Genomic DNA, 23,681 nt, shown 5'->3' with positions numbered 1-23,681 from the left:
CGCAGGGATCGGCATTAAACGGTGCGTTCGACCATAAGCTTTTTGATCTGGCTGATCGCCAGCGCCGGGTTCAGCCCCTTGGGGCATGTCTTGGCGCAGTTCATGATCGTGTGGCAGCGATACAGCTTGAAGGGATCTTCCAGCTCGTCCAGACGCTCGCCCGTGGCCTCATCGCGGCTGTCGATGATCCAGCGGTAGGCGTGCAGCAACGCCGCGGGCCCGAGGTAGCGATCGCCGTTCCACCAGTAGCTTGGGCAAGAGGTGGAGCAGCAGGCGCACATGATGCACTCATACAGGCCGTCCAGCTTTTCGCGGTCGTCCACCGATTGCTTCCATTCCTTCGCGGGCTCCGGCGTCTCGGTCTCGAGCCATGGCTTGATCGAGGCGTGCTGCGCGTAGAAATGGGTGAGGTCGGGAATCAGATCCTTGACCACCGGCATGTGCGGCAGCGGATAGACCTTCACCACGCCGTTGACCTCGTCCATGCCGTAGGTGCAGGCCAGCGTGTTGATCCCGTCGATGTTCATCGCACAGGATCCGCAAATCCCCTCGCGGCACGAGCGGCGGAAGGTCAGCGTCGGGTCGATCTCGTTCTTGATCTTGATCAGACCGTCCAGCATCATCGGCCCACAGCTGTCGAGATCGACAAAATAGGTGTCCACGCGCGGGTTCTTCCCGTCGTCAGGATTCCAGCGGTAGATGTGGAATTCCTTGAGATTTGTGGCCCCTTCGGGCTTTGGCCATGTCTTCCCGGCAGTCATGCGGGAGTTTTTCGGCAGGGTCAGCTGTACCATGTGGCTCTTCCTTTTCTCGACATTCGGGGGCGCTTACAGCGTAAGCGGCGCATTAGCGCGCAGACATTGTTGGGTGGCGGGGCGCGCGAGCACCGCGCGCACGACTTCGACAGTGGTGGCGTCGACGCCGACGACCGACGCCTTGGCCAGTTCACGCACTTCCACGGCGGCGGCATTGTCGATCACGCAGCCGGTAAAGGTCTCGATCAGCGGCTTGGGCACCTGCGGAAAGTTGATCGCGATCACCTCCGTCACCGCTGATGTGGCAGCCTTGCGGCCCGTGCGGTCGGCGGCGGTCTGCACCTCGGCGCAGGCAGCGATGGTCAACAGACCGGCAATCAGGAGAAAACGGATCATGTGGGGCGAGCCTCTCTGGGCGGGAGATTAAGCGACAGCTGGGCCGTCTCAGCGAGCATAGCGAGCCGCTCGGCGTCGTCTTCGAAATGCGGCAGCATACGCGACATGAAGCGCACGTCATGCGCGGCGGTCCACAGGATCATCTGGTACTCGGCATTCTCGGCCATCTGCGCGTCGCGGTCGGTGGTAGCCAGCTCGCCCGCGTGCTTCACCTTGCTCTGAAACGACGATCCGCCGCCAAAGCGTTGCACTTTGCCCCGGCTCAGATCGCGCGCGGGCAGGCCCAGTTTCTCAAGGATCCCGGCGCGGTAGCCTTCCGACACCATCCAGTCATCGTAGCAGATCGCGACGACGCCTTCGGGGGAAGCCACCCGGTCCAGCCCCTGAATATAGGTGGCAAAGGCGAGCCCCATGATCCGCATCCGGTCGGTCGCGCCAAATCCCTCGTTCTTCTGGATTTTCGCCAGCAACGAGGCCGACCAATTCAGAAAACTGCGGTAGATGATGACCTGTGCCGCAAAATCCGCGTCGGCAAACCCGTTTGAGGCCTTCTGCCCCTGCCCCGCCGCCTGCGGCATCCGGTCCTCGTAGGACACCACCGCAAACGGCGCGGCGCCTGCCGAGGCGATGCGCGCCCGGTCGCCATCCTCGACATGCGGCTGCTTCACCCGATCCGCGTCATAGATATCGAGCGAGCCGTAGGCCCGCAGCGGATCGCGCCCGTGCTTGCAGTTGTTGAAGAACACACCGCCCGTCGCCTCCTCGGGCGCGTTGCGCATGATCCAATCAATGATCGCGTGATTGCCCGACCGCCGCATCCCGAATACCTGCAGCGCACGGACGGGGGCAAACCCCGCCCGGCCCCAGGTCGTATCGATCTGCGCGGCGGCGGTCATCGGATCAGTATACCCGCGCTTTCGGCGCGATTTTCTTCAGGTCAATCCCGCCCTCGTTGTGCGAAGTCAGCGGCTGCGTGTGCACCCCGCGGAAGCCCAGCGACGCCGCGTTGCCCTCGAACCAGATCAAGCTGTGCTTGCGCCAGTTCTCGTCGTCGCGGTCGGGATAATCCTCATGGGCATGCGCGCCCCGGCTTTCCTTGCGCGCCGCTGCGGCGGTGATGGTGGCAACCGCGTTGGGCATCAGGTTGGTCAGCTCCAGCGTCTCCATCAGGTCGGAGTTCCACACCAGCGAGGTATCGGTGACCTTGATATCGCTGAGCTTGCCCGCGACACCTTTCATCTTTTCCTCACCCTCGGCCAGCGTCTTGTCGGTGCGGAACACCGCCGCGTCGGCCTGCATGGTCTGCTGCATCTCCAGCCGCAGCTCGGCGGTGGGCACATGCCCCTTGGCATAGCGCAGCCCGTCAAACCGGCTGAACGCCGCCTCGATCGAGCGTTTGGACGGCGTCGGCACGGCGGCCTCGGCATCCACGACTTCCTTGGCCCGGATCGCCGCCGCGCGGCCAAACACCACCAGATCGATCAGCGAGTTCGAGCCCAGGCGGTTCGCCCCGTGCACGGAGGCACAGCCCGCCTCGCCCACGGCCATCAGGCCGGGCGACACGCGGTCGGGGTTGTCCTTTGTGGGCGCCAGCACTTCGCCCCAATAGTTCGTGGGGATGCCGCCCATGTTGTAGTGCACGGTCGGCAGCACCGGGATCGGCTCTTTGTTGACGTCCACGCCGGCAAAGATGCGCGCGCTTTCCGAAATACCGGGCAAGCGCAGCTCCAGCGTCTCCGGCGGCAGATGGTTGAGGTGCAGGTGGATGTGGTCGCTGTTCTCGCCCACACCGCGCCCCTCGCGGATTTCCATCGTCATGCAGCGGCTCACCACGTCGCGCGACGCCAGATCCTTGTAGGTCGGCGCATAGCGCTCCATGAACCGCTCGCCCTCGGAGTTGGTAAGGTATCCGCCCTCGCCCCGTGCCCCTTCGGTAATCAGACAGCCGGCACCGTAGATGCCCGTGGGGTGGAACTGTACGAATTCCATGTCCTGCAACGGCAGACCCGCCCGCGCCGTCATCCCGCCGCCGTCGCCGGTGCAGGTATGCGCGGAGGTGGCGCTGAAATACGCGCGGCCATAGCCGCCCGTCGCCAGCACGACCATCTTGGCCGAGAATACGTGCATCGTGCCATCGTCCAGCTTCCAGCACAGCACGCCCTGACACACGCCGTCCTCGCTCATCAGCAGATCAATGGCGAAATATTCGATAAAGAACTCGGCGTTCTGTTTCAGCGACTGCCCGTAGAGCGTGTGCAGGATCGCGTGGCCCGTGCGATCAGCGGCGGCACAGGTGCGCTGCACCGGGGGCCTTCGCCAAATTCGGTGGTGTGACCGCCGAACGGACGCTGATAGATCTTCCCCTCTTCGGTGCGCGAGAAGGGCACGCCGTAGTGCTCCAGCTCGTACACCGCCTTGGGCGCCTCGCGGGCGAGGTATTCCATCGCGTCCGTATCGCCCAGCCAATCCGACCCCTTCACGGTGTCATACATGTGCCACTGCCAATTGTCCGGGCCCATGTTGCTCAGCGAGGCGGCAATACCACCCTGCGCCGCCACCGTGTGCGAGCGTGTCGGGAAAACCTTGGAAATACAGGCCGTGCGGAACCCCTGCTCCGCCATGCCCAGGGTCGCGCGCAGACCGGCCCCGCCGGCCCCTACGACAACAACATCGTATTCGTGGGTCTCGTAATCATAAGCAGCCATCGTCAGCCCTTTCTGCGATAGGGGCACGTGGCCCCGTCATTCTGTGCACGCCCTCGCGCGCTTTCGGAATTCCCTATGGGCGGAGCGACCCGCCACTTGACCGTCTACATAGCATCGGGCGGCGCAATTGCCCGCCCTGCCATTTGTCGCAGCGCTACAGCGCCAGTTTCGCGATCGCAAAGATGCCCACCGCCGCCGCAGCGTAGCTGATGCAGGTCATCACGATGATCGCGATCTTGTTGGCCATGCCGTGCACGTAATCCTCGATCAGCGTCTGCACCCCGTCGTTGAAATGCTTGAACCCGATCGCCAGCGTCAGCGCCGCGACAATCGCGGGGAACGGACGGCTGTAGTAGGCCAGGATCTCTTCATACGTGCCGCCAAGGGCCGCGCCAAAGGTAAAGATGAACAGCGGAACCAGCACCAAAAGTGCTACCGAGCTGACCTTCATGGCCCAGAAATGCGCCGTGCCCGTCTTGGCCGAGCCAAGGCCTGCGGCCCGTTTGCGGTCTGTCATATATGCCATTGGATGCTCCTTAAACCACGACGACGGTGATCAGCGTCAGCACGACCGATCCGCCCAGACAGGCCCAGCCCAGCTTTTCCGCTGTGGGAATGTCCATCGCCACCGCGTTGTCCCAGATCAGGTGCCGCACGCCCGCAAGCGTGTGGTACCAGATACCAAGCACGCTGAGAAACATCACCAGATCCCCGAACCAGCTGGTCAGGATCCCGTTCACCGTATCGAAATACGCCGCATTGGTTGCAGCGGCCAGAAACCACCACACGATCAGCAACGACGTAATCAGCAGGGCATTGCCCGTGATCCGCGTCAGGATCGACGTCATCGAGGTCAGCTGCGGGCGGTAGATCGTCAGATGCGGCGACAGCGGGCGGTTGCCCCGGTTCACATCAGCCATGCGGTTGGCTCCTTTTTGGCTACGGCGGTTGGCTACTTGGGTTCCGTTCTAGCAAATTCTGCGCGGCTGTCACGCGGTCAGACCGGGAAATGCCCGGCTGTTACCGCTATTTTGAGGGTTTGGCCTGCCAAATTGTCGCAGCGCAGCATTTTTGTGATCACAAGGCGGCAGGTGTGATCACGGACCCCGACTCACCTGTCGCGTCACTTCCCGCTGCAATTTGCGCAGGATCTGGGCGGGATAGTCCTCAAACCCGTTCGCTGTGATCACAAATGCGCCGTCCCCGTGGATGAGGTTCTCGAAAAACCAGGCAGTCAGGTCATCGTCATCCGTCTCGATCGCCAGCGCGTTGAGCGTGACGCCCCGCGCCGACAGCGCGGGCCGGTGCACTTGCGGCAAAACCCCCTCGTTCGAGACCCCGTCACCGGAGACGTCAATCACCCGTCGGCGGCATCCCTCGACCTCGCGCAAGACCTCCAGCGCAAGGCCCACGGCCTCGCCCACGGCGGTCGAATAGTTTTTCCATTCCCGTGGGTTATTCGCCACCTCGTCGGCAAAGCGCGCCACATCGTCGGCATTCTCTACGGCCCGCCAGGGAATCGTCTGGCGCTGGCGCGAGGCCCCCGACCACTGGATCAGCGTGACCCGCGCCTGCGCCTCAATCAGCGCATCCACGACAGTGCCATCGCCCAGCGCGGCGGCCAGACCGTCCATCTGGATGCGGTATTCGCGCCGGTCGACCGACCCCGACACATCCACCGCCAGCACCAGCGCCAGATCACAGGGCAACACCGCCGTCGGAAGAAAGGAAAACACGAAAGGAAGGAGCGCACGCATGCCCCGACCCTAGCCCGCCCCATGCGCCTGCGCATCTCACTTTTGTGCGCGCAATTCCCGGCCGACCGCTTCGGCCCGGTCCAGCAGCCCCGCGCGCCGCGCGTCCGAGCCCCTGGCCCCGCAGAGCAGCTCCAACCGTCTGTCGGCCAATCCAAAATACCCGAAAGTGCCCTCGATCCACGCGGTCTCAAGCGCCCGGGTCTGGCCCAGCGCCGCCATCTCGTCCGAGCGTGCGCCCGCGGGCACCAGCAGCACCCCGCTGCGCGGGCGCTGCAACGATTGCTCTGGATCGTCCAGCTGATCATAGGCCCACCCCCACGACCAGACCCGATCCACCCAGCCCTTCGTCATGGCAGGCATGCCCCACCAGAACAACGGAAACACCAGACAGACCGCATCGGCCCGCGCAATCCGCGCCTGCTCCGCCGCGATATCGGCGGGCACGTCCGCGCCGTCCGCCTCGATGTCGGCAAGCGTCCAGCGCGGGTCGAACCCTTCGGCGTGCAGGTCCGCGACCTCGACCGTATGCCCCGCAGACCGCGCCCCGGCCCCAAACCGCGCGGCAACCGCGTGTGAGAACGACCCCGGATCGGGGTGATCGATCACCGTCAGAACGTGCATCCTGTCCCCTCAAACGAAAAACGCGCCCGAAGGCGCGCTCTCGATCTCACAAACATCCCAAGGCTTACGCCAGCGAGTCGTCGATCCCCTTGCAGGCGTCGACCAGACCTTTGACCGCATTGACGGAATTGTCGAACATCGCCTGTTCGTCCTTGTTCATCGCAATCTCCACGACGCGCTCGACACCGCCCGCCCCGATCACCGTCGGAACGCCCACGTAGAACCCGTTGAGCCCGTAGGCCCCATCCACGTAGGCCGCACAGGGCAGCACGCGCTTTTGGTCTTTCAGATAGGCTTCGGCCATCTCGATCGCCGATGTTGCCGGCGCGTAGAAGGCAGAGCCGGTTTTCAGCAGGCCCACGATCTCGGCGCCGCCATCGCGGGTGCGCTGCACGATCTCGTCGAGCTTTTCCTGGCTGGTCCAGCCCATTTTCACCATGTCGGGCAGCGGGATGCCCGCAACGGTGGAATAGCGCGTCAGCGGCACCATCGTGTCGCCATGCCCCCCCAGAACAAACGCCGTGACGTCGCGCATCGAGACGTTGAATTCCTCCGCGAGGAAGTGACGGAAACGCGCCGAATCGAGCACGCCCGCCATGCCGCAGACCTTCTCATGCGGCAGGCCCGAGAATTCGCGCAGCGCCCAGACCATCGCGTCCAGCGGGTTGGTGATGCAGATCACAAAGGCGTTGGGCGCGTGCTGGGCAATGCCCTCGCCCACGGATTTCATGACCTTGAGGTTGATGCCCAGCAGATCGTCGCGCGACATGCCCGGCTTGCGCGCCACACCGGCGGTGACGATGCAAACGTCGGCACCCGCGATGTCGGCATAGTCCTGTGTGCCCTTCATGTCGGCGTCGAACCCTTCCGACGGCCCGGATTCGGCGATATCCAGCGCCTTGCCCTGTGGCAGACCCTCGGCAATGTCGAACATCACCACGTCCCCAAGTTCCTTTACCGCGGCGAGATGGGCCAGCGTGCCCCCGATGTTACCGGCGCCGATCAGTGCAATTTTGGCTCGTGCCATGTGCAGGTCTCCAAATTGAGTGTGCGTTGGCGGCGGGCTTAAACGGTCGCGGGCGCGCTGGCAAGGATGTTGCCCGCGCGCCCGCTCACCTCACACAACTGTGCCGGATTATTCTTTGGCAGTGTCGTCTTCTTCATCGGTGTCCGCAGCATCGCCGTCGTCAGCCTCGGCACCGTCGCTTTCCGCCGCATCCGCATCCCCGTCGGCACCGGATTCGGCAGCCGCGTCCGCAGTCTCGGCCTCAGCAGCCGCGTCGCCAGTTTCGGCCTCAGAAGCCTCATCGCCAGCATCAGCCTCAGCAGCGTCCTCACCACCCTCGGCGTCGGCAGCTTCCTCACCGCCCTCAGCGTCAGCAGCTTGCTCACCACCCTCGGCCTCAGCAGCTTCCTCACCACCCTCGGCGTCGGCAGCTTCCTCACCACCCTCGGCGCCAGCGGCTTCCTCACCACCCTCGGCTTCAGCAGCTTCCTCACCACCCTCGGCTTCAGCAGCGTCCTCACCGCCCTCAGCCTCAGCAGCTTCCTCACCGCTCTCGGCGTCAGCAGCTTCCTCACCGCCCTCAGCGTCAGCGGCTTCCTCACCACCCTCGGCTTCAGCAGCGTCCTCACCGCCCTCAGCGTCAGCAGCTTCTTCACCGCCCTCGGCCTCAGCAGCTTCTTCACCGCCCTCGGCCTCAGCAGCGTCATCACCGCCCTCAGCGTCAGCGGCTTCCTCACCGCTCTCGGCGTCAGCGGCTTCGTCTTCGGCTGCCTCTGAATCCGCGCCTTCCTCCTCCTCGGCTTCGCCCATCTCTTCGTCGTCAGTCTCGGCGGCGTCGTCGCCACCCTCCGCACTCACCACGTCAAATTTGTCGAACCGTGGCGCGTCGTCGAGCGTTTCCTCATCCGTGAAAATCACCAGGTAGCGGTCGCCGCGTACGTCCGTGACGACCGTCAGCCCGTCCATCGCCGCCGTGACTTCGCGGTCGGCCAGCCCCCAGAAACCACCGACGCTCATCACAAGCGCCTCAACCTCACCGTCAGCGCTGATGATGACGTCCTTCACTGTCGCGATGCGCTCAAACCGGTTCGCCCCGTCGAGCGGCATTGGGTTATCCGTGTTGGGCACGCCGCGGAAGTTGTAGACCGGCTCGCCGATCAACTCGCCCACCAACAGGCTGTCGGGTTGCATCTTGGTCACGCCCACCTCGGTCTGGACCGACTGCGCCCATGCGGGCGAGCTGAGCGCGAGGGCAAGGGCGGTGGAAGTCAAAAGGCGTTTCATCGGTGCTCCTTCAAAAGACACAGGCGCTGTGTTGCGCAGCTTGGCGCGGTATGTGAGGCTTAATCCCTGACCCGCGCCTTGGTTCCCGATTAAACCTAGTCACCGCGACGGGGTTTCAAGGGGCGCCATGCTGACACTCGACACGACATTCTTTCTGGTGGCGGGCCCCGCCGTGATCTTTGCGGGAATATCCAAGGGGGGCTTTGGCTCTGGTGCCGCATTCGCCGCCGCGTCGATGCTGGCGCTGGTGGTCGATCCGGCGCTGGCGCTGGGGGTGATGCTGCCGATGCTGATGCTCGTCGATCTGGCCACTCTGCGCCCCTACTGGGGCCGCTGGCACCTGCGCGAGGCGGCGCTGCTGATCGCGGGTGGCATTCCGGGTGTGCTGCTGGGGCTGGCGCTGTTTCGCGTGGCCTCGCCGGATCTGCTGCGTCTGTTGATCGGCGCGATCTCGCTGGGGTTTGTCGCGTGGCAGATCGCGACGCGCTCGGGCGCGCTGGCCCTGGGGCAACGGCGCATGCCCGATTGGGGCGGCGCCGTGGCCGGGGTGGCGGCGGGATTCACCAGCTTCATCAGTCACGCGGGCGGGCCACCCGCCGCCGTATTCCTGCTAGCGCGCGGTCTGGGCAAGACGGGGTATCAGGCGACCTCTGTACTGGTCTTTTTCGCGATCAATATCGCCAAATTCGTCCCCTACGCCTTTCTCGGCATGTTCACCTGGGAGACGACGCAGGCCAATTTCGCCCTGGCCCCCTTTGCCCTGCTGGGCGCGTGGCTGGGCGTGCGCGCGCACCGGATCGTGCCGGAGCGGCTGTTTTTCGCGATCACCTACGTGGCGCTGACGCTCACGGGGGTGAAACTCATCTGGGACGGGCTGACCTAGGCGTCGGACCCTATGGCGGGCAGCGCCTCGGCCACTTCCTCGAACGACTGGCCCGACGCCACAAGGCAGCTGACCCCGGAGGGCGCCGTGATCAGGATCGTCCAGCTGCCCGTTTCCTCCGAGGCAAATACCTCGACCATCGCGTTGTTGGCCCCCAATCCAACCGATTGGCGCGTCTCGCCATAGCCGGTGGCCAGCCGTTCGACGACCACGTCGCGCGGCGCGCAGTTGCGCGCGGATTGCGCGGCGGCCTGACCGCCCAGCGCGATCACGATGGCGGCAGCAGCGGTCAGCGCCGCGAGATGCAGGAATTTTGCGGATTTGGTCATGTCAAAGTGCCTTTCCAATGGTCAGGCGGCAGGCCCCTGTCCCTGGCCCAGCTGGCGGTTCGCCAGTGAAACAAAGGGGTGCCCCCGTGGGGTGATGTGCCCGCCGCTGCATCGCATCTCCCGGCGGCCAAGCCGAGGCGACCCTCCCGGTGGCCGAACACCCCCTCATGCTGCCCCACAAGCCCTGAAAACCCGGTTAACGCCGCGTCCGCCCCACGTTGCGCGGCTTTTTCCGCTGCGCTGCGGCACGATTATCCTTGAAATCTTTGGCGCAAAGTGGCCCCTTGCGCGCAACATTCTTACGCTCTCGCTTCGAAAGGCTCCGCCATGCCCTCCCTCGCCCGTCCGCTGCGCTCCGTGCTCTATATCCCCGGCTCCAAACCCCGCGCCCTCGACAAGGCGCGCGGCTTGCCCGCCGACGCCATCATCTTTGACCTCGAAGACGCGGTCATCCCCGAAGAAAAGACCACCGCCCGCGACACCCTGCGCGAGGCACTGGCGCAGGGCGGCTACGGCGCGCGGATGCGCATCGTGCGCATCAACGGGCTCGACACCGAATGGGGCGCCGACGACGCAAAAGCCGCCGCCGCGATGGGCGCCGATGCGATCCTGCTGCCCAAGGTCAACGGCCCCCAGGATCTTGACGCGCTGGCGCAGATCACCGGCGATACGCCGCTCTGGGCGATGATGGAAACCCCGTTGGGGATGCTCAACGCCGCCGCCATCGCCGCCCACCCCAGGCTGCAAGGCATGGTCATGGGCACCAACGATCTCAACAAGGATCTGCAAACCCGCACCCGCCCCGACCGCCTGCCGCTGATGACGGGCCTTGGCCTGTGCGTGCTGGCGGGCAAGGCGCACGGCGTGGCGCTCATCGACGGTGTTTATAACGCGTTCAAGGATGACGAGGGCCTGCGCCTCGAGGCCGATCAGGGCCGCGACATGGGATTCGATGGCAAGACACTGATCCACCCCGCCCAACTTGAGGTCGCCAACGCCGCCTTTTCGCCCTCGGCGGAGGAGATCGACCTCGCCCAGCGCCAGATCGCGGCCTTCGAGGAATGCGAAGCCACCGGCCAGGGCGTTGCCGTCGTCGACGGCAAGATCGTCGAAAACCTGCACGTCGCCACCGCCCGCGAAATCCTCGCCAAAGCGACTGCCATCGCGGAGATGTCCGCATGACCCTGCTGATCCTCGGCCTGATCCTCTGGATCGCCGCGCATTATTTCAAACGTCTCGCCCCCGACGCCCGCGCGCGCCTCGGCGACCCCGGCAAGGGGATCATCGCGGTCCTGATCGTGGCCTCCGTCGTGCTGATGGTGCTGGGCTATCGCGCCGCCGATTTCATCCCCGTGTGGACCCCGCCCCCATGGTTCACAGGCCTCAACAACCTGTTGATGATCGCTGCCCTCTGGATCTACGGCTCAAGTGCCGCCAAGGGCGCCAAGGCATGGCCCGCCTACAAGACCCGCCATCCGCAGCTTCTGGGGTTCAAGCTTTGGGCCATCGCGCACCTGCTGGTGAACGGTGATCTGGCCGCGATCGTGCTGTTCGGCGGGCTGCTCGCCTGGGCGGTGGCGCAGGTCATCCTCATCAACCGGGCAGAGCCCGACTGGACGCCCCCCGCCCCGCAGGCCGCAAGACCTACATCCGTCTTGCGGTCATCACGCTGGTGATGCTCATCGTCATCACTTCCATCCACTACGCTCTCGGCGTCAATCCCTTTGGATAACCCATGAAACTCTACCGCTTCCTGTCCGAGCAGGACACCTCCGCCTTCTGTCACAAGGTCACCGATGCGCTCAACAAAGGGTGGGAACTGCACGGCTCCCCCACCCAGACGTGGGACCACGCCGCAGGCGTGATGCGCTGCGGTCAGGCCGTCGTCAAAGAGGCCCCCGGCACCTACACCCCAGACACAAAGCTCGGAGAGCACTAGGACATGACCACCAAAACCAACGCAGGCCGGTTTTTCGAGGATTATGCCGTCGGCGATACGCTGCACCACGCCGTACCGCGCACCGTGGGGGCGGGCGAACGCGCGCTCTACCACGCGCTCTACCCCGCGCGCCACGCGCTCTATTCTTCGGATCTGTTTGCACAATCCTGCGGCCTGCCGGCCAGCCCGCTCGACGATCTGGTGGCGTTCCACACCGTCTTTGGCAAATCCGTGCCGGACGTGTCGCTCAACGCCGTGGCCAATCTGGGCTACGCGCAGGGGCGCTGGCTGGCCCCCGTCTGGCCGGGTGACACCCTGCGCTCCGTGTCCGAGGTGATCGGGGTCAAGCAGAACTCCAACGGCAAGACCGGCGTGGTCTACGTGCGCACCCGTGGCATCAACCAGCACGGCGCGGATGTGCTCGACTACGTGCGCTGGGTCATGGTGCGCAAACGCAACGCCGACGCCCCCGCACCCGACCCCGTGGTCCCCGACCTGCCCAAGGCGCTCGCCGCGTCCGATCTGGTCATCCCCGACGGCCTCGATTTCACCCGCTACGACTTTGCGCTGGCGGGCGAGCCGCACCGCTGGGGCGACTACGCCGTGGGCGAGATCATCGACCACGTCGACGGCGTCACCGTGGAAGAGGCCGAGCACATGATGGCCACCCGCCTGTGGCAGAACACGGCCAAGGTGCATTTCGACACCTCCGCGCGGCCCGACGGCTCGCGCCTGATCTACGGCGGGCACGTGATCTCGATGGCGCGCGCGCTGTCGTTCAACGGGCTGGCGAATGCCCAGATGATCGTGGGACTCAACGGCGGTGCCCACGCCAACCCTTGCCTTGCGGGCGACACCATCCGCGCGTGGTCCGAAGTGCTGGACCGCGCCGAAACCGCCGCCCCCGGCGTCGGCGCCATCCGGCTGCGGCTCGTCGCGACCAAGGGCGGCGCGCCCTTTGCGCTGCGCGGTGAGGACGGCAAATACCTCCCCGAGGTGCTGCTGGATCTCGATTATTGGGCGCTGATGCCTCTCTGATCGCCGCCCGTCCCGCCTTGGCCCGCCCCGCGTCGGGCCAAGGCGCCGCGCGCCCGCGCCGCCAACTCTGCACAATTTACAGCGTATCCGCGCGTTTTGACCCCGCATGTCCGGGGTGAGTCGGCACAATCTTGGGGAGTCCCCACCGGAATCCCTCAATTTGTGATCACACATCAAAACGTGTGATCACAAATGTCGCTTTTCCCTAGAAATGACGCGGCAACTGCGAAACGGTGTTCACCAATACTTACCCAATGGGCGTATACCGCGCCCCATCCAAACAAACACGGGGACCGATCCGCGATGAACATCCACGAATACCAGGCCAAAGCCCTCCTGCGCAGCTACGGCGCGCCCGTCTCCGACGGTCGCGTCGTTCTCAAGGCCGAAGACGCCAAGAACGCCGCCGGTGAGATGGACGGCCCGCTGTGGGTGGTCAAGGCGCAGATCCACGCGGGCGGTCGCGGCAAGGGCAAGTTCAAGGAAGCCGACGCGGGCGAACAAGGCGGCGTGCGCCTGGCCAAATCCGTCGAGGAAGCCGCCGAGCACGCCAAGAAGATGCTCGGCCGCACGCTGGTCACGCATCAGACCGGCCCGGCGGGCAAACAGGTCAACCGCATCTATATCGAGGACGGCTCCGGCATCGAGACAGAGCTGTACCTCGCCCTGCTCGTCGACCGCGCCACCAGCCGCGTGGGTTTTGTCTGCTCGACCGAGGGCGGCATGGACATCGAAGAGGTCGCCGCCTCCACGCCTGAGAAAATCATCAGCTTCTCCGTCGATCCGGCCACCGGCTACCAGCCGTTCCACGGCCGCCGCATCGCCTTTGCGCTGGGTCTTGAGGGCAAGGCGGTCAAGCAGTGCGTCGGCCTGATGGGCACGCTCTACAAGGCGTTCCTGGAAAAAGACATGGAGATGCTCGAGATCAACCCGCTCATCGTCACCGACGGCGGAGATCTGAAGGTGCTCGACGCCAAGGTCTCCTTTGACGGCAACGCGATCTACCGCCACGGCGACATCGCCGAGCTGCGCGACACCACCGAAGAAGACCCCAAGGAGCTTGAGGCGTCGAAATACGATCTCAACTACATCGCGCTCGACGGGGAAATCGGCTGCATGGTGAACGGCGCGGGCCTTGCCATGGCGACGATGGACATCATCAAGCTCTACGGCGCCGAGCCCGCCAACTTCCTCGACGTGGGCGGCGGTGCGACCAAGGAAAAGGTCACCGAGGCCTTCAAGATCATCACCTCGGATGACAACGTCAAAGGCATCCTCGTCAACATCTTCGGCGGCATCATGCGCTGCGACGTCATCGCCGAAGGCGTTGTTGCCGCTGTCAAAGAGGTCGGGCTGAAGGTGCCGCTGGTCGTGCGCCTCGAAGGAACGAAGGTTGAGGAAGGCAAAGCGATCATCAACAACTCCGGTCTGGATGTCATCGCCGCGGACGATCTCAAGGACGGCGCCCAGAAAATCGTGAAGGCTGTTAAGGGGTGATTGGGCTTCTCGGAAAAGATCCGGGGGATCTTTTCGCCCAATCACGGGCGGAGCCCTGGGCAGCGCGGTCCTCGTCCCTCCCGCTCAGCCCCAACGCCCAACGCAACAGCCACCCATGATCCTCCGGCTTACATCCCTCCTCGCGGCCCTCGCCGCCCCCGCCTTCGCCGGTCCCCGGCGGTGGCGACGGAAGGGGCGCGCGCCTTTGGGGATCATTGCTTTAGCCCCTATCTCACCGCCGAGACCGCGCGCGAAAAAATCGTGCGCCCCGGTATCCGCGTGGATTTCTACGACACGCGACCCTTCTCCTCCGCCGCCCCCTCCGCCCCGAAGGGCAGCCAAACCCCGGCACCGACCGCCGCTGCGAGGTCGCCTTTGACGGCGCCCATGTCGAGACGGCCAAGAACGGCGCAATCACCGGTCTCAATGCCGAAAGCATCCGGCAGGAGGCCGCCGTGCCCGAAACCTTCCCCGCGCAGGACGGCACCACCTTCATCGCCGCGCGCCAGCTCAACCCCAAACGCATTGCCGTGGTGCAGGTTGGCACCCGCCCCGGCCCAAACGGGACCGAGACGTTTGTGAGCGTCGAACGGTTGGACCCGCTGCCATGACCGACGTGCGCACATACGGCGGGCTTTGGGTAGCACTCGGCACGCTGGCGACCTTTGCCACCATGGCCGTGGTCTCGCTCCTGCCGATGCCCACCCAGCTGAGCCTGCTCGCCGAAGGGGGCCTGTTCGAGACGCTCTCTGCCCTCGGCTACGGGGTCTGCATCGCGCTGATGTTCCTGCTCTGGCCCACCTCCGAGATCCGCCGCCGCTGGTATTTTCCGGTGGTCTTCGCGCTTTTCGCCGGGCGCGAGCTGGACCTCGACAAGATCCCTTTACCGAAGGGCTGCTGAAGGCGCGCCAGTATACCGGCGACACCGTGCCCACGGGCGAGCTGATCTGGTCGTCGGCCCTCCTGCTCGCCATCGTCGCGACCGTCACCACCCTACTGATCCGCGAAACACGCGGCTTTGTCGCGGGGCTCTTGCGCGCGCAGCCCGCGTGTTTCGCCGCGCTGATCGGCATCCTCTTCATCGGCGTCTACAAGGCCATCGACGGCCTTGCCCGCAAGCTTGAGCCGTTCGGCGTCACGCTCAGCGAGGCGTTCAACCACACCATCGCCGTCATCGAAGAAATCGGAGAGCTGGGCATCCCCGTGATGTTCGCCCTCGCCCTGTGGCTCGCCACATCCCCCCGCCCCAACCAAGGAGTGCCTGCATGACCCGTTTCCTGATCCTCTGCGCCGTTCTGACCCTCGCCGCCTGCGGTGGCGCGCAAAACGCCGACGGCGTGCGCAACGGCCCTCAGGCGGTGCACCCCGCCAGCCAGGCGCCCGGTGCGGCCCCCTGCGGCGCCGAAGGGCAGCCCGCCTGCACCTGACCGACAGCGACCCCGACCGGAGCCTTCACGACATGACACTCCCTTCAATCAAGATCGCCGCGACGCTCGGCACCCTGCTGCTCGCCACGCCCGCCGTGGCCGAGGATCCGACCGATGCTGCCCGCTACAGCCAGTTCCTCGGAACGGCCTGCATCCTCGACGATCTTGGGCCACAGGCGCTGAAACTCGCCGTCATCATGGCCAAGAGTGCGGGATTTGCCGAAACGATGCTCACCGATCAGGCGGCCATGCTGGCGACCGATGACGGGGTGATGCTGACGCTTGGCGTGGATACCGAGGGCGGGCTTGCCTGCAACAACCTCATCCCCGGCAGTGCCCTCGATGCTGCGGGCCACGACGCGCTGCTGGAGCGCACGCGCCAGACCTTCACCTCGCTCTACGGCGTGCCGGAGATCACCCCCGTCAGCGGCGGCGAGGTCTGGCGCATCGCGGGCACCAACGACAATACGCTGACCGTCCAGATGACCCGACAGGGCGACACGACGATCGTCGACGCCCGCTCGAACCCCGGCGCGCCCTAGGCCGCCGCACCGCTCACCGCGCCGCTTCCGGCGCCCCGAACACCACGATTGAACATCAGAAAGCACGCACAATGGCCGTACTCGTCAACGAAAACACCAAAGTCATCTGTCAGGGCCTTACCGGCTCCCAGGGGACGTTCCACACCGAACAGGCCATCGCCTACGGCACGAAAATGGTCGGCGGCGTGACGCCGGGCAAAGGCGGCCAGACGCATCTGGACCTGCCGGTGTTCAACTCCGTGCACGAGGCGAAACACGTCACCGAAGCCAACGCCTCCGTGATCTACGTGCCGCCCCCTTTGCCGCTGATTCGATCCTCGAGGCCATCGACGCCGAGATGGAGCTGATCGTCTGCATCACCGAAGGCATCCCCGTGCTCGACATGATGCGCGTGCAGCGCGCGCTCGAGGGCTCGAAATCGCGGCTCATCGGCCCCAACTGCCCCGGCGTCATCACCCCCGACGCCTGCAAGATCGGCATCATGCCCGGCCATATCCACAAACGCGGCTCCTGCGGTGTTGTCTCGCGCTCCGGCACGCTTACCTATGAGGCCGTGAAACAGACAACCGATCTGGGCCTTGGCCAATCCTCCGCCGTGGGTATCGGCGGCGACCCGATCAAGGGGACCGAGCATATCGACGTGCTCGAGATGTTCCTCGCCGATGACGAGACGACCTCGATCATCATGATCGGTGAAATCGGCGGCACCGCCGAAGAAGAGGCCGCACAGTTCCTCGCCGACGAGCGTAAAAAGGGCCGCTGGAAGCCCACCGCAGGCTTCATCGCCGGCCGCACCGCCCCTCCGGGCCGCCGCATGGGCCACGCGGGTGCGATTGTCGCGGGCGGCAAGGGCGACGCGGAAAGCAAGATCGAAGCGATGAAAGCCGCAGGCATCACCGTCGCCGAAAGCCCCGCCACTTTGGGCGAGGCTGTGAAAGAGGCGATTGATAAAGGCTGATGATCTCCCAAGGTTCGGATATCGCCGCAAAGGGCATTTCCCGACCGCGGGTGGGGAAGAATTTCCCGCCCGTCAAACCAACGGTTTGCCTTAGGCAAAACGGGGCGGTCGGGAAATGCCCGGCCTTCGTCCGGGCGCTTCATCCATCCGTTGCACACAAAGATCAGCACCTCCACTTCACCGCCACCCTCCCGTTCCGAGGACCAACGCCATGACTGACCATCCCGCCAACGACCAGTTCCACGCCTCTTCGTTCATGCAAGGCCACAACGCCGAGTACCTCGAACAGATGTACGCGCGCTATGCCAACGATCCAAACGCGGTCGACGAGTCGTGGCAGGAGTTCTTCCGCCAGCTGGGCGACGACGACAAGCAGGTTCAGGCCGAGGCCGCAGGCCCCTCATGGGCGCGCGCCGACTGGCCGCCCGTGCCCGGCGACGATCTGACGGCAGCGCTCACCGGCGAATGGCCGGTCGAGGCGAAGGCCGCGGGCCAGAAAATCACCGACAAGGCCGCCGAGAAAGGCGTGGAAGTCTCCGACGAGCAGATCAAACGCGCCGTGCTCGACAGTATCCGCGCGCTGATGCTGATCCGCGCCTACCGCTTCCGCGGCCACCTCGCCGCCGATCTCGACCCGCTCGGCATGCGCGAGATGAAAACCTACGACGAGCTTGATCCAAAAACCTACGGCTTTACCGAAGGCGACATGGATCGCCCGATCTTCATCGACAACGTGCTGGGGCTGCAAATCGCCTCCATGCGCCAGATCGTCGACATCCTGAAAAAGACCTACTGCGGCACCTTTGCGCTGCAATACATGCATATCTCCAACCCCGAAGAGGCCGGCTGGCTCAAGGAACGGATCGAAGGCTACGGCAAGGAAATCCAGTTCACCAAGAACGGGCGCAAGGCGATCCTGAACAAGCTGGTCGAGGCCGAGGGTTTCGAAAAATTCCTGCACGTCAAATACATGGGCACCAAGCGTTTCGGCCTCGACGGCGGTGAGTCCCTGATCCCCGCGATGGAGCAGATCATCAAGCGCGGCGGTCAGCTGGGCCTGCAGGACATCGTCGTGGGCATGCCCCACCGGGGCCGCCTGTCTGTGCTCGCCAACGTGATGCAGAAACCCTACAAGGCGATCTTCAACGAATTTCAGGGCGGCAGCTTCAAACCCGAAGACGTCGATGGCTCGGGCGATGTGAAGTACCACCTCGGCGCCTCGTCTGACCGTGATTTCGACGGCAACACCGTGCACCTGTCGCTCACCGCGAACCCCTCGCATCTTGAGGCCGTCAACCCGGTCGTTCTGGGCAAGGCCCGCGCCAAGCAGGACCAGTTGAACGACACCGACCGCACCAAGGTCATGCCGATCCTGCTGCACGGCGATGCGGCCTTTGCCGGGCAAGGCGTCGTAGCCGAATGTTTCGCGCTCTCGGGTCTGCGCGGCCACCGCACCGGCGGCACGATGCACATCGTCGTGAACAACCAGATCGGGTTCACCACGGCGCCTCATTTCTCGCGCTCCTCGCCCTACCCCACCGACAACGCGCTGGTGGTCGAGGCGCCGATCTTCCACGTCAACGGCGACGATCCGGAAGCTGTCGTGCACGCCGCCAAGGTCGCGACGGAGTTCCGCCAGAAGTTCCACAAGGACGTGGTAATCGACCTGATCTGCTACCGCCGGTTTGGCCATAACGAGGGCGACGAGCCCATGTTCACAAACCCGATCATGTATAAAAAGATCAAGAAGCAGAAGACCACGCTCACCCTCTACACCGACCGTCTGGTCAAGGATGGCCTGATCCCCGAGGGCGAGATCGAGGATATGAAGGCCGAATTCCAGGCCCGCATGAGCGAGGAATTCGAGGCCGGCAAGGACTACAAACCCAACAAGGCCGACTGGCTTGATGGGAAGTGGTCGCACCTTGACCGCGAGGGCGACAAATACGAACGCGGCGCCACCGCGATCAAACCCGAGACGATGGAAGAAGTCGGCCGCGCGCTGTCCACCGCGCCCGACGACTACCCGCTGCACAAGACCGTCGGTCGCCTGCTCGACGCCAAGGCTAAGATGTTCGAGACCGGTGAGGGCTTCGACTGGGCCACCGCCGAGGCACTCGCCTTTGGCTCCCTGCTGACCGAAGGCTACAAGGTCCGCCTTGCCGGTCAGGACAGCGCGCGCGGCACCTTCAGCCAGCGCCACTCCGCCCTGATCAATCAGGAAACCGAAGAGCGGTATTACCCGCTCAACAACATCCGCAAGGGTCAGGCCGAGTATGAGGTCATCGACTCGATGCTCTCTGAATACGCCGTCCTGGGGTTCGAATACGGCTACAGCCTCGCCGAGCCCAACGCGCTCACCCTGTGGGAGGCGCAGTTCGGCGATTTTGCCAACGGCGCGCAGATCATGTTTGACCAGTTCATCAGCTCGGGCGAGAGTAAATGGCTGCGCATGTCCGGCCTCGTCTGCCTCATGCCCCACGGCTATGAGGGCCAAGGCCCCGAACACTCCTCCGCCCGGCTTGAACGGTTCCTGACCATGTGCGGCGGTGACAACTGGATCGTGGCCAATTGCACCACGCCGGCCAACTATTTCCATATCCTGCGCCGCCAGCTGCACCGCGACTACCGCAAACCGCTGATGCTGATGACGCCGAAATCGCTCCTGCGCCACAAACTCGCCGTGTCCAAGGCCGAAGAGTTCCAGACCGGCAGCAGCTTCCACCGCGTGCTGTGGGACGACGCGCAGCAGGGCAACTCCGACACCACCCTTGCCGCCGACGACAAGATCAAGCGCGTCGTGATGTGCTCGGGCAAGGTCTATTACGACCTGCTGGAAGAACGCGACGCCCGCGGCATCGACGACATCTATCTGCTGCGGTTCGAACAATTCTACCCCTTCCCCGCGCAGGCCGCGGTAAAAGAGCTGGAGCGGTTCAAGAACGCCGAAATGGTCTGGTGTCAGGAAGAGCCCAAGAACCAGGGCGCCTGGACCTTCATCGAGCCAAACCTCGAATGGGTGCTGGGCCGTATCGGCGCCACGCACACCCGCCCCGCCTACGTCGGGCGCGCCACCGCGGCCTCCCCCGCGACCGGCCTCGCCTCCCAGCACAAAGCCCAACAAGAAGCGCTCGTGAACGATGCGCTGACCCTCAAAGGAAACTGATCAGATGAGTAGCGAAGTCCGCGTGCCCACCCTGGGCGAATCCGTCACCGAAGCCACCGTGGCCACATGGTTCAAGAAACCCGGCGATATCGTCGCCGTCGATGAGATGCTCTGCGAGCTGGAAACCGACAAGGTCACCGTCGAAGTACCCTCCCCCGTGGCGGGCACACTTGAGGATATCGTCGCCCCCGAGGGCGAGACCGTGGGCGTTGACGCCCTGCTGGCGACCGTCTCCGAAGGGGACGCAGGCTCCGACGCCGCGCCCAAGGGCAAGGAAGCCACCAAGGACGACGATGCCGAAAGCCAGGCACCGCGCGGCAAGGCCGATCAGGGCAAGGACGACGCGCCCAAGGGCGGCGACAACGTCGACGTCATGGTGCCGACCTTGGGCGAGTCCGTCACCGAAGCGACCGTCAGCACCTGGTTCAAGAAGGTCGGCGACACCGTCGCACAGGACGAAATGCTGTGTGAGCTGGAAACCGACAAGGTCTCGGTCGAGGTGCCCAGCCCCGCCGCAGGCACGCTGACCGAAATCCTCGCCGATGAGGGCAGCACCGTGGAAGCCTCCGCCAAACTCGCCGTGATCTCCGGCGGCGACGGCGCGAGCGCCTCCGCGCCCGCGAGCGAAGAGGCCCCGGCCCCCGCCGCCCAGAAATCCGACAGCACCGGCAAGGACGTCGAAGACGCCCCCTCGGCCAAGAAAGCCATGGCCGAAGCCGGGCTCAGCCGCGATCAGGTCACAGGGTCAGGCCGCGACGGCCGCGTGATGAAGGAAGACGTCGCCAAAGCGCTCGAGATGGGCAAATCCGCCCCCGCCAGCGCCCCGTCCGCCGCGCCGCGCGCGCCCGTCTCCGCCGATGACGCGTCCCGCGAGGAGCGGGTCAAGATGACCCGCCTGCGCCAGACCATCGCGCGCCGCCTCAAGGACAGCCAGAACACCGCCGCGATGCTTACGACCTACAACGAGGTCGACATGACCGAGGTCATGGAATTGCGCAACGAATACAAGGATCTCTTCCTCAAGAAGCACGGCGTGAAACTCGGCTTCATGTCGTTCTTTACCAAGGCGTGCTGCCACGCGCTCAAAGAAGTGCCCGAGGTCAACGCCGAAATCGACGGCACCGATGTGGTCTACAAGAATTTCGTGCACATGGGCATCGCCGCAGGCACGCCCACGGGCCTCGTGGTGCCGGTGATCCGCGACGCCGACGCGATGTCCTTCGCCGACATCGAAAAAGCCATCGCCGAAAAAGGCGCCCGCGCCCGCGACGGCAAGCTGTCGATGGCCGAAATGCAGGGCGGCACCTTCACCATCTCCAACGGTGGCGTCTACGGCTCGCTGATGTCCTCCCCGATCCTGAACCCACCGCAATCGGGCATCCTCGGCATGCACAAGATCCAGGACCGCCCCATGGCCATCGGCGGCGAAGTCGTTATCCGCCCGATGATGTACCTCGCGCTGAGCTACGACCACCGTATCGTGGACGGTAAAGGCGCGGTGACCTTCCTCGTACGCGTGAAGGAAGCGCTGGAGGATCCGCGGCGGCTGTTGATGGATTTGTGATGATTGAGTTAATTCGTGAGGACGACTTCTCAGAGTTGCCCGAGGAGGCGCACTACAAGTGGATACAACTTGAACGTATTGCTAGGGGAAGGCTGCAAGACTTACTTGATGAAGCCACGGGAATTCCCGATTCTGTCCTGAAGAATCAATACATGACTGTCGTCGACCAGCTCGCAAGAACTTACGAAGTGCCTGATGTGTCGATTTCTGGTGCACACAACATTGATGAAAGGCTTAACGCATTTCAACTTGATGTAAGTCGTGCACAGACACAGATCTGGTCTTCCGTAAAGCCAGACTATCCGTTTGGAAGAGTTGCTCTCAGCACCGATGCGAAGACCCAAATCTTGCAGTTATCGCACCAGATTGAGCTGGAGATTAATCGACTCGAAGAGTCGGACGCGCGCAAACGCGCGCTGTTTCGGCTGCTCGAAGACTTTCGAAGAGAAATTAACCAACCTAGGACAAGAATTGGCACAGCGCTGACATGGCTAGCCTCGCTATCCACAGTAGTGGCCATGACTACTACGAGCTTGGCGCAAGCCCCAGAAGCTTTCAGCACTATTCAAATGATCCTGGGGGCTGAGCAACAAAGCACTGCCGGTGAAGAATTACGATTGATTGAGGAAGAAAAGCGGCTTCTTTTGCCGTCTCCTCACAAACAAATAGCAGGACCTAGATAAGCTTATGCGGTATCAACAATGACTGAACTCCAAGCCCTCGTGGCCTACGGCCTTCTCACCGCCCTTACCGTCGTCTGGCAGGCGACGGGCTCGCTTGGCCAGCTGGGCCTTGCCTATCTCATGGGCGCGCGGGACGAACCGCGCGAGGTCACGGGCATGGCCGCGCGGCTCAACCGTGCGCTGACCAACGCGATCACCGCCATGGCGCTTTTTGCGCCCGCCGTGCTGCTGATCCTCGTGACCGATCAATCCACCCCGGCCTCCGTCCTTGCGGCCACGGTGTTCTTCATCGCGCGCGTCGTCTACCTGCCCGCCTATGCCTTCGGCATCACCGGCGTGCGCTCGCTGGCGTGGACGGTTGGATTCGTCGCGACCGTCTCGCTCTACCTGCTTGCCCTTTAATCTACAGGAGCCGCCATGCAACTGATCTGCGAATTCGAGGTGACCGGTTTCGACGACTGGAAACGTGCCTTTGACGCCGACGAAGAGGCGCGGCGCAACGCGGGCCTTGGCGTGCTGCAGGTCTGGCGCGCCGCCGACGACAGCGCCCGCGCCTTTGTGCTGCTGGCCGTGAACGACCGGGGCCGCGCGAATGACTGGATCGCGCGCTCCAACGCGCTCAGCCTCGATGACGGCGGCACCGTCAACTCCGCCAGCCACCACTTCATCGAGACCGCCTGATGACGCCCGAGCTTGCCGCCCTCACCCTCGCCGCCCTGTTGCAGATCGTGCAATTCGTGCTCTACGCCGTGCCCGCCAACCGCGAGCTGGGGCCGGGCTACACCATGTCCGCGCGCGACCGCGATCCCTCGCGCCCGCTTTCGGACCGCACCGCGCGGCTGGGGCGCGCGATGGACAATCATTTCGAGGGGCTGATCCTGTTTGGCATCGCCGTCGGCGTGGTGCAGATGTCGGGGCAGAACTCCGGCCACACCGCGATCCTCGCCTGGGTCTACCTCGCCGCGCGCGTGCTCTACGTGCCCGCCTACGCCTTTGGCCTGCGGCCCGGTCGCTCACTCATCTGGGCCGTCGGGTTCGCGGCCACCTTCCTCATGCTCATCGCAGCCCTTATCTGATACGCGTATGCACGCCCTGTGCACGCCTCGTGTACGCCCCGTGCACCGCCAAATA

27 protein-coding genes and 2 pseudogenes are annotated in these 23,681 nt (G+C 64.4%); 18 read left to right on the top strand and 11 right to left on the bottom strand.

Features of this window, described 5'->3' with window-relative positions; translation table 11 throughout:
• Positions 1 to 14: 14 nt before the first annotated feature.
• The 10 genes and pseudogenes from KDD17_RS02200 to KDD17_RS02155 all read right to left on the bottom strand — a co-directional run bounded on the left by KDD17_RS02200 (position 15) and on the right by KDD17_RS02155 (position 8,524).
• Positions 15 to 794, bottom strand: a complete 780-nt coding sequence (locus KDD17_RS02200; protein ID WP_212705090.1) for a succinate dehydrogenase iron-sulfur subunit — start codon at positions 792 to 794, stop codon at positions 15 to 17.
• Between the two features lie 33 nt (positions 795 to 827).
• Positions 828 to 1,151 carry a hypothetical protein gene (locus tag KDD17_RS02195; protein ID WP_212705089.1) on the bottom strand — a complete coding sequence of 108 codons (324 nt, stop codon included), beginning with the start codon at positions 1,149 to 1,151 and terminating at the stop codon, positions 828 to 830.
• On the bottom strand, positions 1,148 to 2,047 hold the full coding sequence (locus KDD17_RS02190; protein WP_212705088.1) for a hypothetical protein: 900 nt from the start codon (positions 2,045 to 2,047) through the stop codon (positions 1,148 to 1,150). The genes KDD17_RS02195 and KDD17_RS02190 overlap by 4 nt, the downstream gene beginning before the upstream one ends.
• Before the next feature lie 4 nt (positions 2,048 to 2,051).
• Positions 2,052 to 3,772, bottom strand: a pseudogene (gene sdhA / locus KDD17_RS02185) (succinate dehydrogenase flavoprotein subunit).
• A gap of 238 nt (positions 3,773 to 4,010) precedes the next feature.
• Positions 4,011 to 4,382 (bottom strand): succinate dehydrogenase, hydrophobic membrane anchor protein, encoded by a 372-nt coding sequence (sdhD, locus tag KDD17_RS02180; RefSeq protein ID WP_212705087.1) that lies wholly within the window; start codon positions 4,380 to 4,382, stop codon positions 4,011 to 4,013.
• Between the two features lie 10 nt (positions 4,383 to 4,392).
• Positions 4,393 to 4,776 carry a succinate dehydrogenase, cytochrome b556 subunit gene (gene sdhC / locus KDD17_RS02175; protein WP_212705086.1) on the bottom strand — a complete coding sequence of 128 codons (384 nt, stop codon included), beginning with the start codon at positions 4,774 to 4,776 and terminating at the stop codon, positions 4,393 to 4,395.
• A 177-nt stretch (positions 4,777 to 4,953) separates the two neighbouring features.
• Positions 4,954 to 5,613 (bottom strand): DUF1194 domain-containing protein, encoded by a 660-nt coding sequence (locus tag KDD17_RS02170; RefSeq protein ID WP_212705085.1) that lies wholly within the window; start codon positions 5,611 to 5,613, stop codon positions 4,954 to 4,956.
• Between the two features lie 36 nt (positions 5,614 to 5,649).
• A complete protein-coding gene (locus KDD17_RS02165) occupies positions 5,650 to 6,234 on the bottom strand; it encodes an NAD(P)H-dependent oxidoreductase (RefSeq protein ID WP_212705084.1) in 585 nt (194 codons plus the stop codon).
• 64 nt (positions 6,235 to 6,298) lie between these two features.
• Complete coding sequence (gene mdh / locus KDD17_RS02160; RefSeq protein WP_212705083.1) at positions 6,299 to 7,261, bottom strand: malate dehydrogenase; 963 nt, start codon at positions 7,259 to 7,261, stop codon at positions 6,299 to 6,301.
• 108 nt (positions 7,262 to 7,369) lie between these two features.
• Complete coding sequence (locus KDD17_RS02155) at positions 7,370 to 8,524, bottom strand: PRC-barrel domain-containing protein (protein ID WP_212705082.1); 1,155 nt, start codon at positions 8,522 to 8,524, stop codon at positions 7,370 to 7,372.
• 127 nt (positions 8,525 to 8,651) lie between these two features.
• Here KDD17_RS02155 and KDD17_RS02150 point away from each other — a divergent pair, with 127 nt between their 5' ends.
• Positions 8,652 to 9,407: a sulfite exporter TauE/SafE family protein gene (locus KDD17_RS02150; protein ID WP_212705081.1), complete on the top strand. Its 756-nt coding sequence runs from the start codon at positions 8,652 to 8,654 to the stop codon at positions 9,405 to 9,407.
• Here the strand turns inward: KDD17_RS02150 and KDD17_RS02145 are convergent.
• Positions 9,404 to 9,736 (bottom strand): hypothetical protein, encoded by a 333-nt coding sequence (locus KDD17_RS02145; protein ID WP_212705080.1) that lies wholly within the window; start codon positions 9,734 to 9,736, stop codon positions 9,404 to 9,406. The genes KDD17_RS02150 and KDD17_RS02145 overlap by 4 nt on opposite strands.
• 327 nt (positions 9,737 to 10,063) lie before the next feature.
• Between KDD17_RS02145 and KDD17_RS02140 the strand changes: the two genes are divergently transcribed.
• From KDD17_RS02140 to KDD17_RS02060, 17 genes and pseudogenes are all read left to right on the top strand, one after another.
• A complete protein-coding gene (locus tag KDD17_RS02140) occupies positions 10,064 to 10,918 on the top strand; it encodes an HpcH/HpaI aldolase/citrate lyase family protein (protein ID WP_212705079.1) in 855 nt (284 codons plus the stop codon).
• A complete protein-coding gene (locus KDD17_RS02135; RefSeq protein ID WP_348541475.1) occupies positions 10,915 to 11,412 on the top strand; it encodes an NnrU family protein in 498 nt (165 codons plus the stop codon). Before KDD17_RS02140 ends, KDD17_RS02135 begins: the two co-directional genes overlap by 4 nt.
• 59 nt (positions 11,413 to 11,471) lie before the next feature.
• Positions 11,472 to 11,675 carry a DUF1737 domain-containing protein gene (locus KDD17_RS02130; protein ID WP_212705078.1) on the top strand — a complete coding sequence of 68 codons (204 nt, stop codon included), beginning with the start codon at positions 11,472 to 11,474 and terminating at the stop codon, positions 11,673 to 11,675.
• A 3-nt stretch (positions 11,676 to 11,678) separates the two neighbouring features.
• A complete protein-coding gene (locus tag KDD17_RS02125; RefSeq protein ID WP_212705077.1) occupies positions 11,679 to 12,713 on the top strand; it encodes a MaoC family dehydratase in 1,035 nt (344 codons plus the stop codon).
• Between the two features lie 303 nt (positions 12,714 to 13,016).
• Positions 13,017 to 14,210 (top strand): ADP-forming succinate--CoA ligase subunit beta, encoded by a 1,194-nt coding sequence (gene sucC / locus KDD17_RS02120; protein WP_212705076.1) that lies wholly within the window; start codon positions 13,017 to 13,019, stop codon positions 14,208 to 14,210.
• A 455-nt stretch (positions 14,211 to 14,665) separates the two neighbouring features.
• Positions 14,666 to 14,821, top strand: a complete 156-nt coding sequence (locus KDD17_RS18690; protein ID WP_254796861.1) for a hypothetical protein — start codon at positions 14,666 to 14,668, stop codon at positions 14,819 to 14,821.
• Entirely contained in the window at positions 14,818 to 15,111 is a 294-nt protein-coding gene (locus KDD17_RS02110) for a hypothetical protein (protein ID WP_212705075.1), read from the top strand. Before KDD17_RS18690 ends, KDD17_RS02110 begins: the two co-directional genes overlap by 4 nt.
• Before the next feature lie 26 nt (positions 15,112 to 15,137).
• Complete coding sequence (locus KDD17_RS02105; protein WP_212705074.1) at positions 15,138 to 15,479, top strand: hypothetical protein; 342 nt, start codon at positions 15,138 to 15,140, stop codon at positions 15,477 to 15,479.
• Complete coding sequence (locus KDD17_RS02100) at positions 15,476 to 15,637, top strand: hypothetical protein (RefSeq protein WP_212705073.1); 162 nt, start codon at positions 15,476 to 15,478, stop codon at positions 15,635 to 15,637. The genes KDD17_RS02105 and KDD17_RS02100 overlap by 4 nt, the downstream gene beginning before the upstream one ends.
• Positions 15,638 to 15,669: 32 nt before the next feature.
• Complete coding sequence (locus KDD17_RS02095; protein WP_212705072.1) at positions 15,670 to 16,179, top strand: hypothetical protein; 510 nt, start codon at positions 15,670 to 15,672, stop codon at positions 16,177 to 16,179.
• A gap of 71 nt (positions 16,180 to 16,250) precedes the next feature.
• Positions 16,251 to 17,137: pseudogene (gene sucD / locus KDD17_RS02090) on the top strand (succinate--CoA ligase subunit alpha).
• A 211-nt stretch (positions 17,138 to 17,348) separates the two neighbouring features.
• Positions 17,349 to 20,303, top strand: coding sequence for a 2-oxoglutarate dehydrogenase E1 component (locus tag KDD17_RS02085; protein WP_212705071.1), 2,955 nt, complete (start codon positions 17,349 to 17,351; stop codon positions 20,301 to 20,303).
• A 4-nt stretch (positions 20,304 to 20,307) separates the two neighbouring features.
• The gene (gene odhB / locus KDD17_RS02080) at positions 20,308 to 21,867 is read left to right on the top strand and encodes a 2-oxoglutarate dehydrogenase complex dihydrolipoyllysine-residue succinyltransferase (protein ID WP_212705070.1); all 1,560 of its coding nucleotides are present in this window, start codon (positions 20,308 to 20,310) and stop codon (positions 21,865 to 21,867) included.
• Positions 21,867 to 22,550, top strand: a complete 684-nt coding sequence (locus KDD17_RS02075; protein ID WP_212705069.1) for a hypothetical protein — start codon at positions 21,867 to 21,869, stop codon at positions 22,548 to 22,550. Before odhB ends, KDD17_RS02075 begins: the two co-directional genes overlap by 1 nt.
• 18 nt (positions 22,551 to 22,568) lie before the next feature.
• On the top strand, positions 22,569 to 22,952 hold the full coding sequence (locus KDD17_RS02070; protein ID WP_212705068.1) for an MAPEG family protein: 384 nt from the start codon (positions 22,569 to 22,571) through the stop codon (positions 22,950 to 22,952).
• A gap of 15 nt (positions 22,953 to 22,967) precedes the next feature.
• Positions 22,968 to 23,231, top strand: coding sequence for a hypothetical protein (locus tag KDD17_RS02065; protein WP_212705067.1), 264 nt, complete (start codon positions 22,968 to 22,970; stop codon positions 23,229 to 23,231).
• Positions 23,231 to 23,626, top strand: a complete 396-nt coding sequence (locus KDD17_RS02060; protein WP_212705066.1) for an MAPEG family protein — start codon at positions 23,231 to 23,233, stop codon at positions 23,624 to 23,626. Before KDD17_RS02065 ends, KDD17_RS02060 begins: the two co-directional genes overlap by 1 nt.
• The last annotated feature ends 55 nt before the right edge of the window (positions 23,627 to 23,681 follow it).

It is taken from the genome of Sulfitobacter albidus, assembly GCF_018200035.1.
GTDB classification, from domain to species: domain Bacteria; phylum Pseudomonadota; class Alphaproteobacteria; order Rhodobacterales; family Rhodobacteraceae; genus Sulfitobacter; species Sulfitobacter albidus.
This window is presented reverse-complemented; position numbering and strand designations above follow the sequence as displayed.

Coding starts and splice junctions, on each gene's coding strand:
- KDD17_RS02100 (WP_212705073.1), top strand. CDS start 15,476: ATGACCCGTTTCCTGATCCTCTGCGCCGTTCTGACCCTCGCCGCCTGC.
- KDD17_RS02165 (WP_212705084.1), bottom strand. CDS start 6,234: ATGCACGTTCTGACGGTGATCGATCACCCCGATCCGGGGTCGTTCTCA.
- KDD17_RS02085 (WP_212705071.1), top strand. CDS start 17,349: ATGACTGACCATCCCGCCAACGACCAGTTCCACGCCTCTTCGTTCATG.
- KDD17_RS02070 (WP_212705068.1), top strand. CDS start 22,569: ATGACTGAACTCCAAGCCCTCGTGGCCTACGGCCTTCTCACCGCCCTT.
- KDD17_RS02125 (WP_212705077.1), top strand. CDS start 11,679: ATGACCACCAAAACCAACGCAGGCCGGTTTTTCGAGGATTATGCCGTC.
- KDD17_RS02065 (WP_212705067.1), top strand. CDS start 22,968: ATGCAACTGATCTGCGAATTCGAGGTGACCGGTTTCGACGACTGGAAA.
- KDD17_RS02190 (WP_212705088.1), bottom strand. CDS start 2,047: ATGACCGCCGCCGCGCAGATCGATACGACCTGGGGCCGGGCGGGGTTT.
- KDD17_RS02170 (WP_212705085.1), bottom strand. CDS start 5,613: ATGCGTGCGCTCCTTCCTTTCGTGTTTTCCTTTCTTCCGACGGCGGTG.
- KDD17_RS02150 (WP_212705081.1), top strand. CDS start 8,652: ATGCTGACACTCGACACGACATTCTTTCTGGTGGCGGGCCCCGCCGTG.
- KDD17_RS02130 (WP_212705078.1), top strand. CDS start 11,472: ATGAAACTCTACCGCTTCCTGTCCGAGCAGGACACCTCCGCCTTCTGT.
- sdhC (WP_212705086.1), bottom strand. CDS start 4,776: ATGGCTGATGTGAACCGGGGCAACCGCCCGCTGTCGCCGCATCTGACG.
- sucC (WP_212705076.1), top strand. CDS start 13,017: ATGAACATCCACGAATACCAGGCCAAAGCCCTCCTGCGCAGCTACGGC.
- KDD17_RS02200 (WP_212705090.1), bottom strand. CDS start 794: ATGGTACAGCTGACCCTGCCGAAAAACTCCCGCATGACTGCCGGGAAG.
- odhB (WP_212705070.1), top strand. CDS start 20,308: ATGAGTAGCGAAGTCCGCGTGCCCACCCTGGGCGAATCCGTCACCGAA.
- KDD17_RS02135 (WP_348541475.1), top strand. CDS start 10,915: ATGACCCTGCTGATCCTCGGCCTGATCCTCTGGATCGCCGCGCATTAT.
- KDD17_RS02140 (WP_212705079.1), top strand. CDS start 10,064: ATGCCCTCCCTCGCCCGTCCGCTGCGCTCCGTGCTCTATATCCCCGGC.
- KDD17_RS02095 (WP_212705072.1), top strand. CDS start 15,670: ATGACACTCCCTTCAATCAAGATCGCCGCGACGCTCGGCACCCTGCTG.
- KDD17_RS02155 (WP_212705082.1), bottom strand. CDS start 8,524: ATGAAACGCCTTTTGACTTCCACCGCCCTTGCCCTCGCGCTCAGCTCG.
- KDD17_RS02145 (WP_212705080.1), bottom strand. CDS start 9,736: ATGACCAAATCCGCAAAATTCCTGCATCTCGCGGCGCTGACCGCTGCT.
- mdh (WP_212705083.1), bottom strand. CDS start 7,261: ATGGCACGAGCCAAAATTGCACTGATCGGCGCCGGTAACATCGGGGGC.
- sdhD (WP_212705087.1), bottom strand. CDS start 4,382: ATGGCATATATGACAGACCGCAAACGGGCCGCAGGCCTTGGCTCGGCC.
- KDD17_RS02075 (WP_212705069.1), top strand. CDS start 21,867: ATGATTGAGTTAATTCGTGAGGACGACTTCTCAGAGTTGCCCGAGGAG.
- KDD17_RS02195 (WP_212705089.1), bottom strand. CDS start 1,151: ATGATCCGTTTTCTCCTGATTGCCGGTCTGTTGACCATCGCTGCCTGC.
- KDD17_RS02110 (WP_212705075.1), top strand. CDS start 14,818: ATGACCGACGTGCGCACATACGGCGGGCTTTGGGTAGCACTCGGCACG.
- KDD17_RS02060 (WP_212705066.1), top strand. CDS start 23,231: ATGACGCCCGAGCTTGCCGCCCTCACCCTCGCCGCCCTGTTGCAGATC.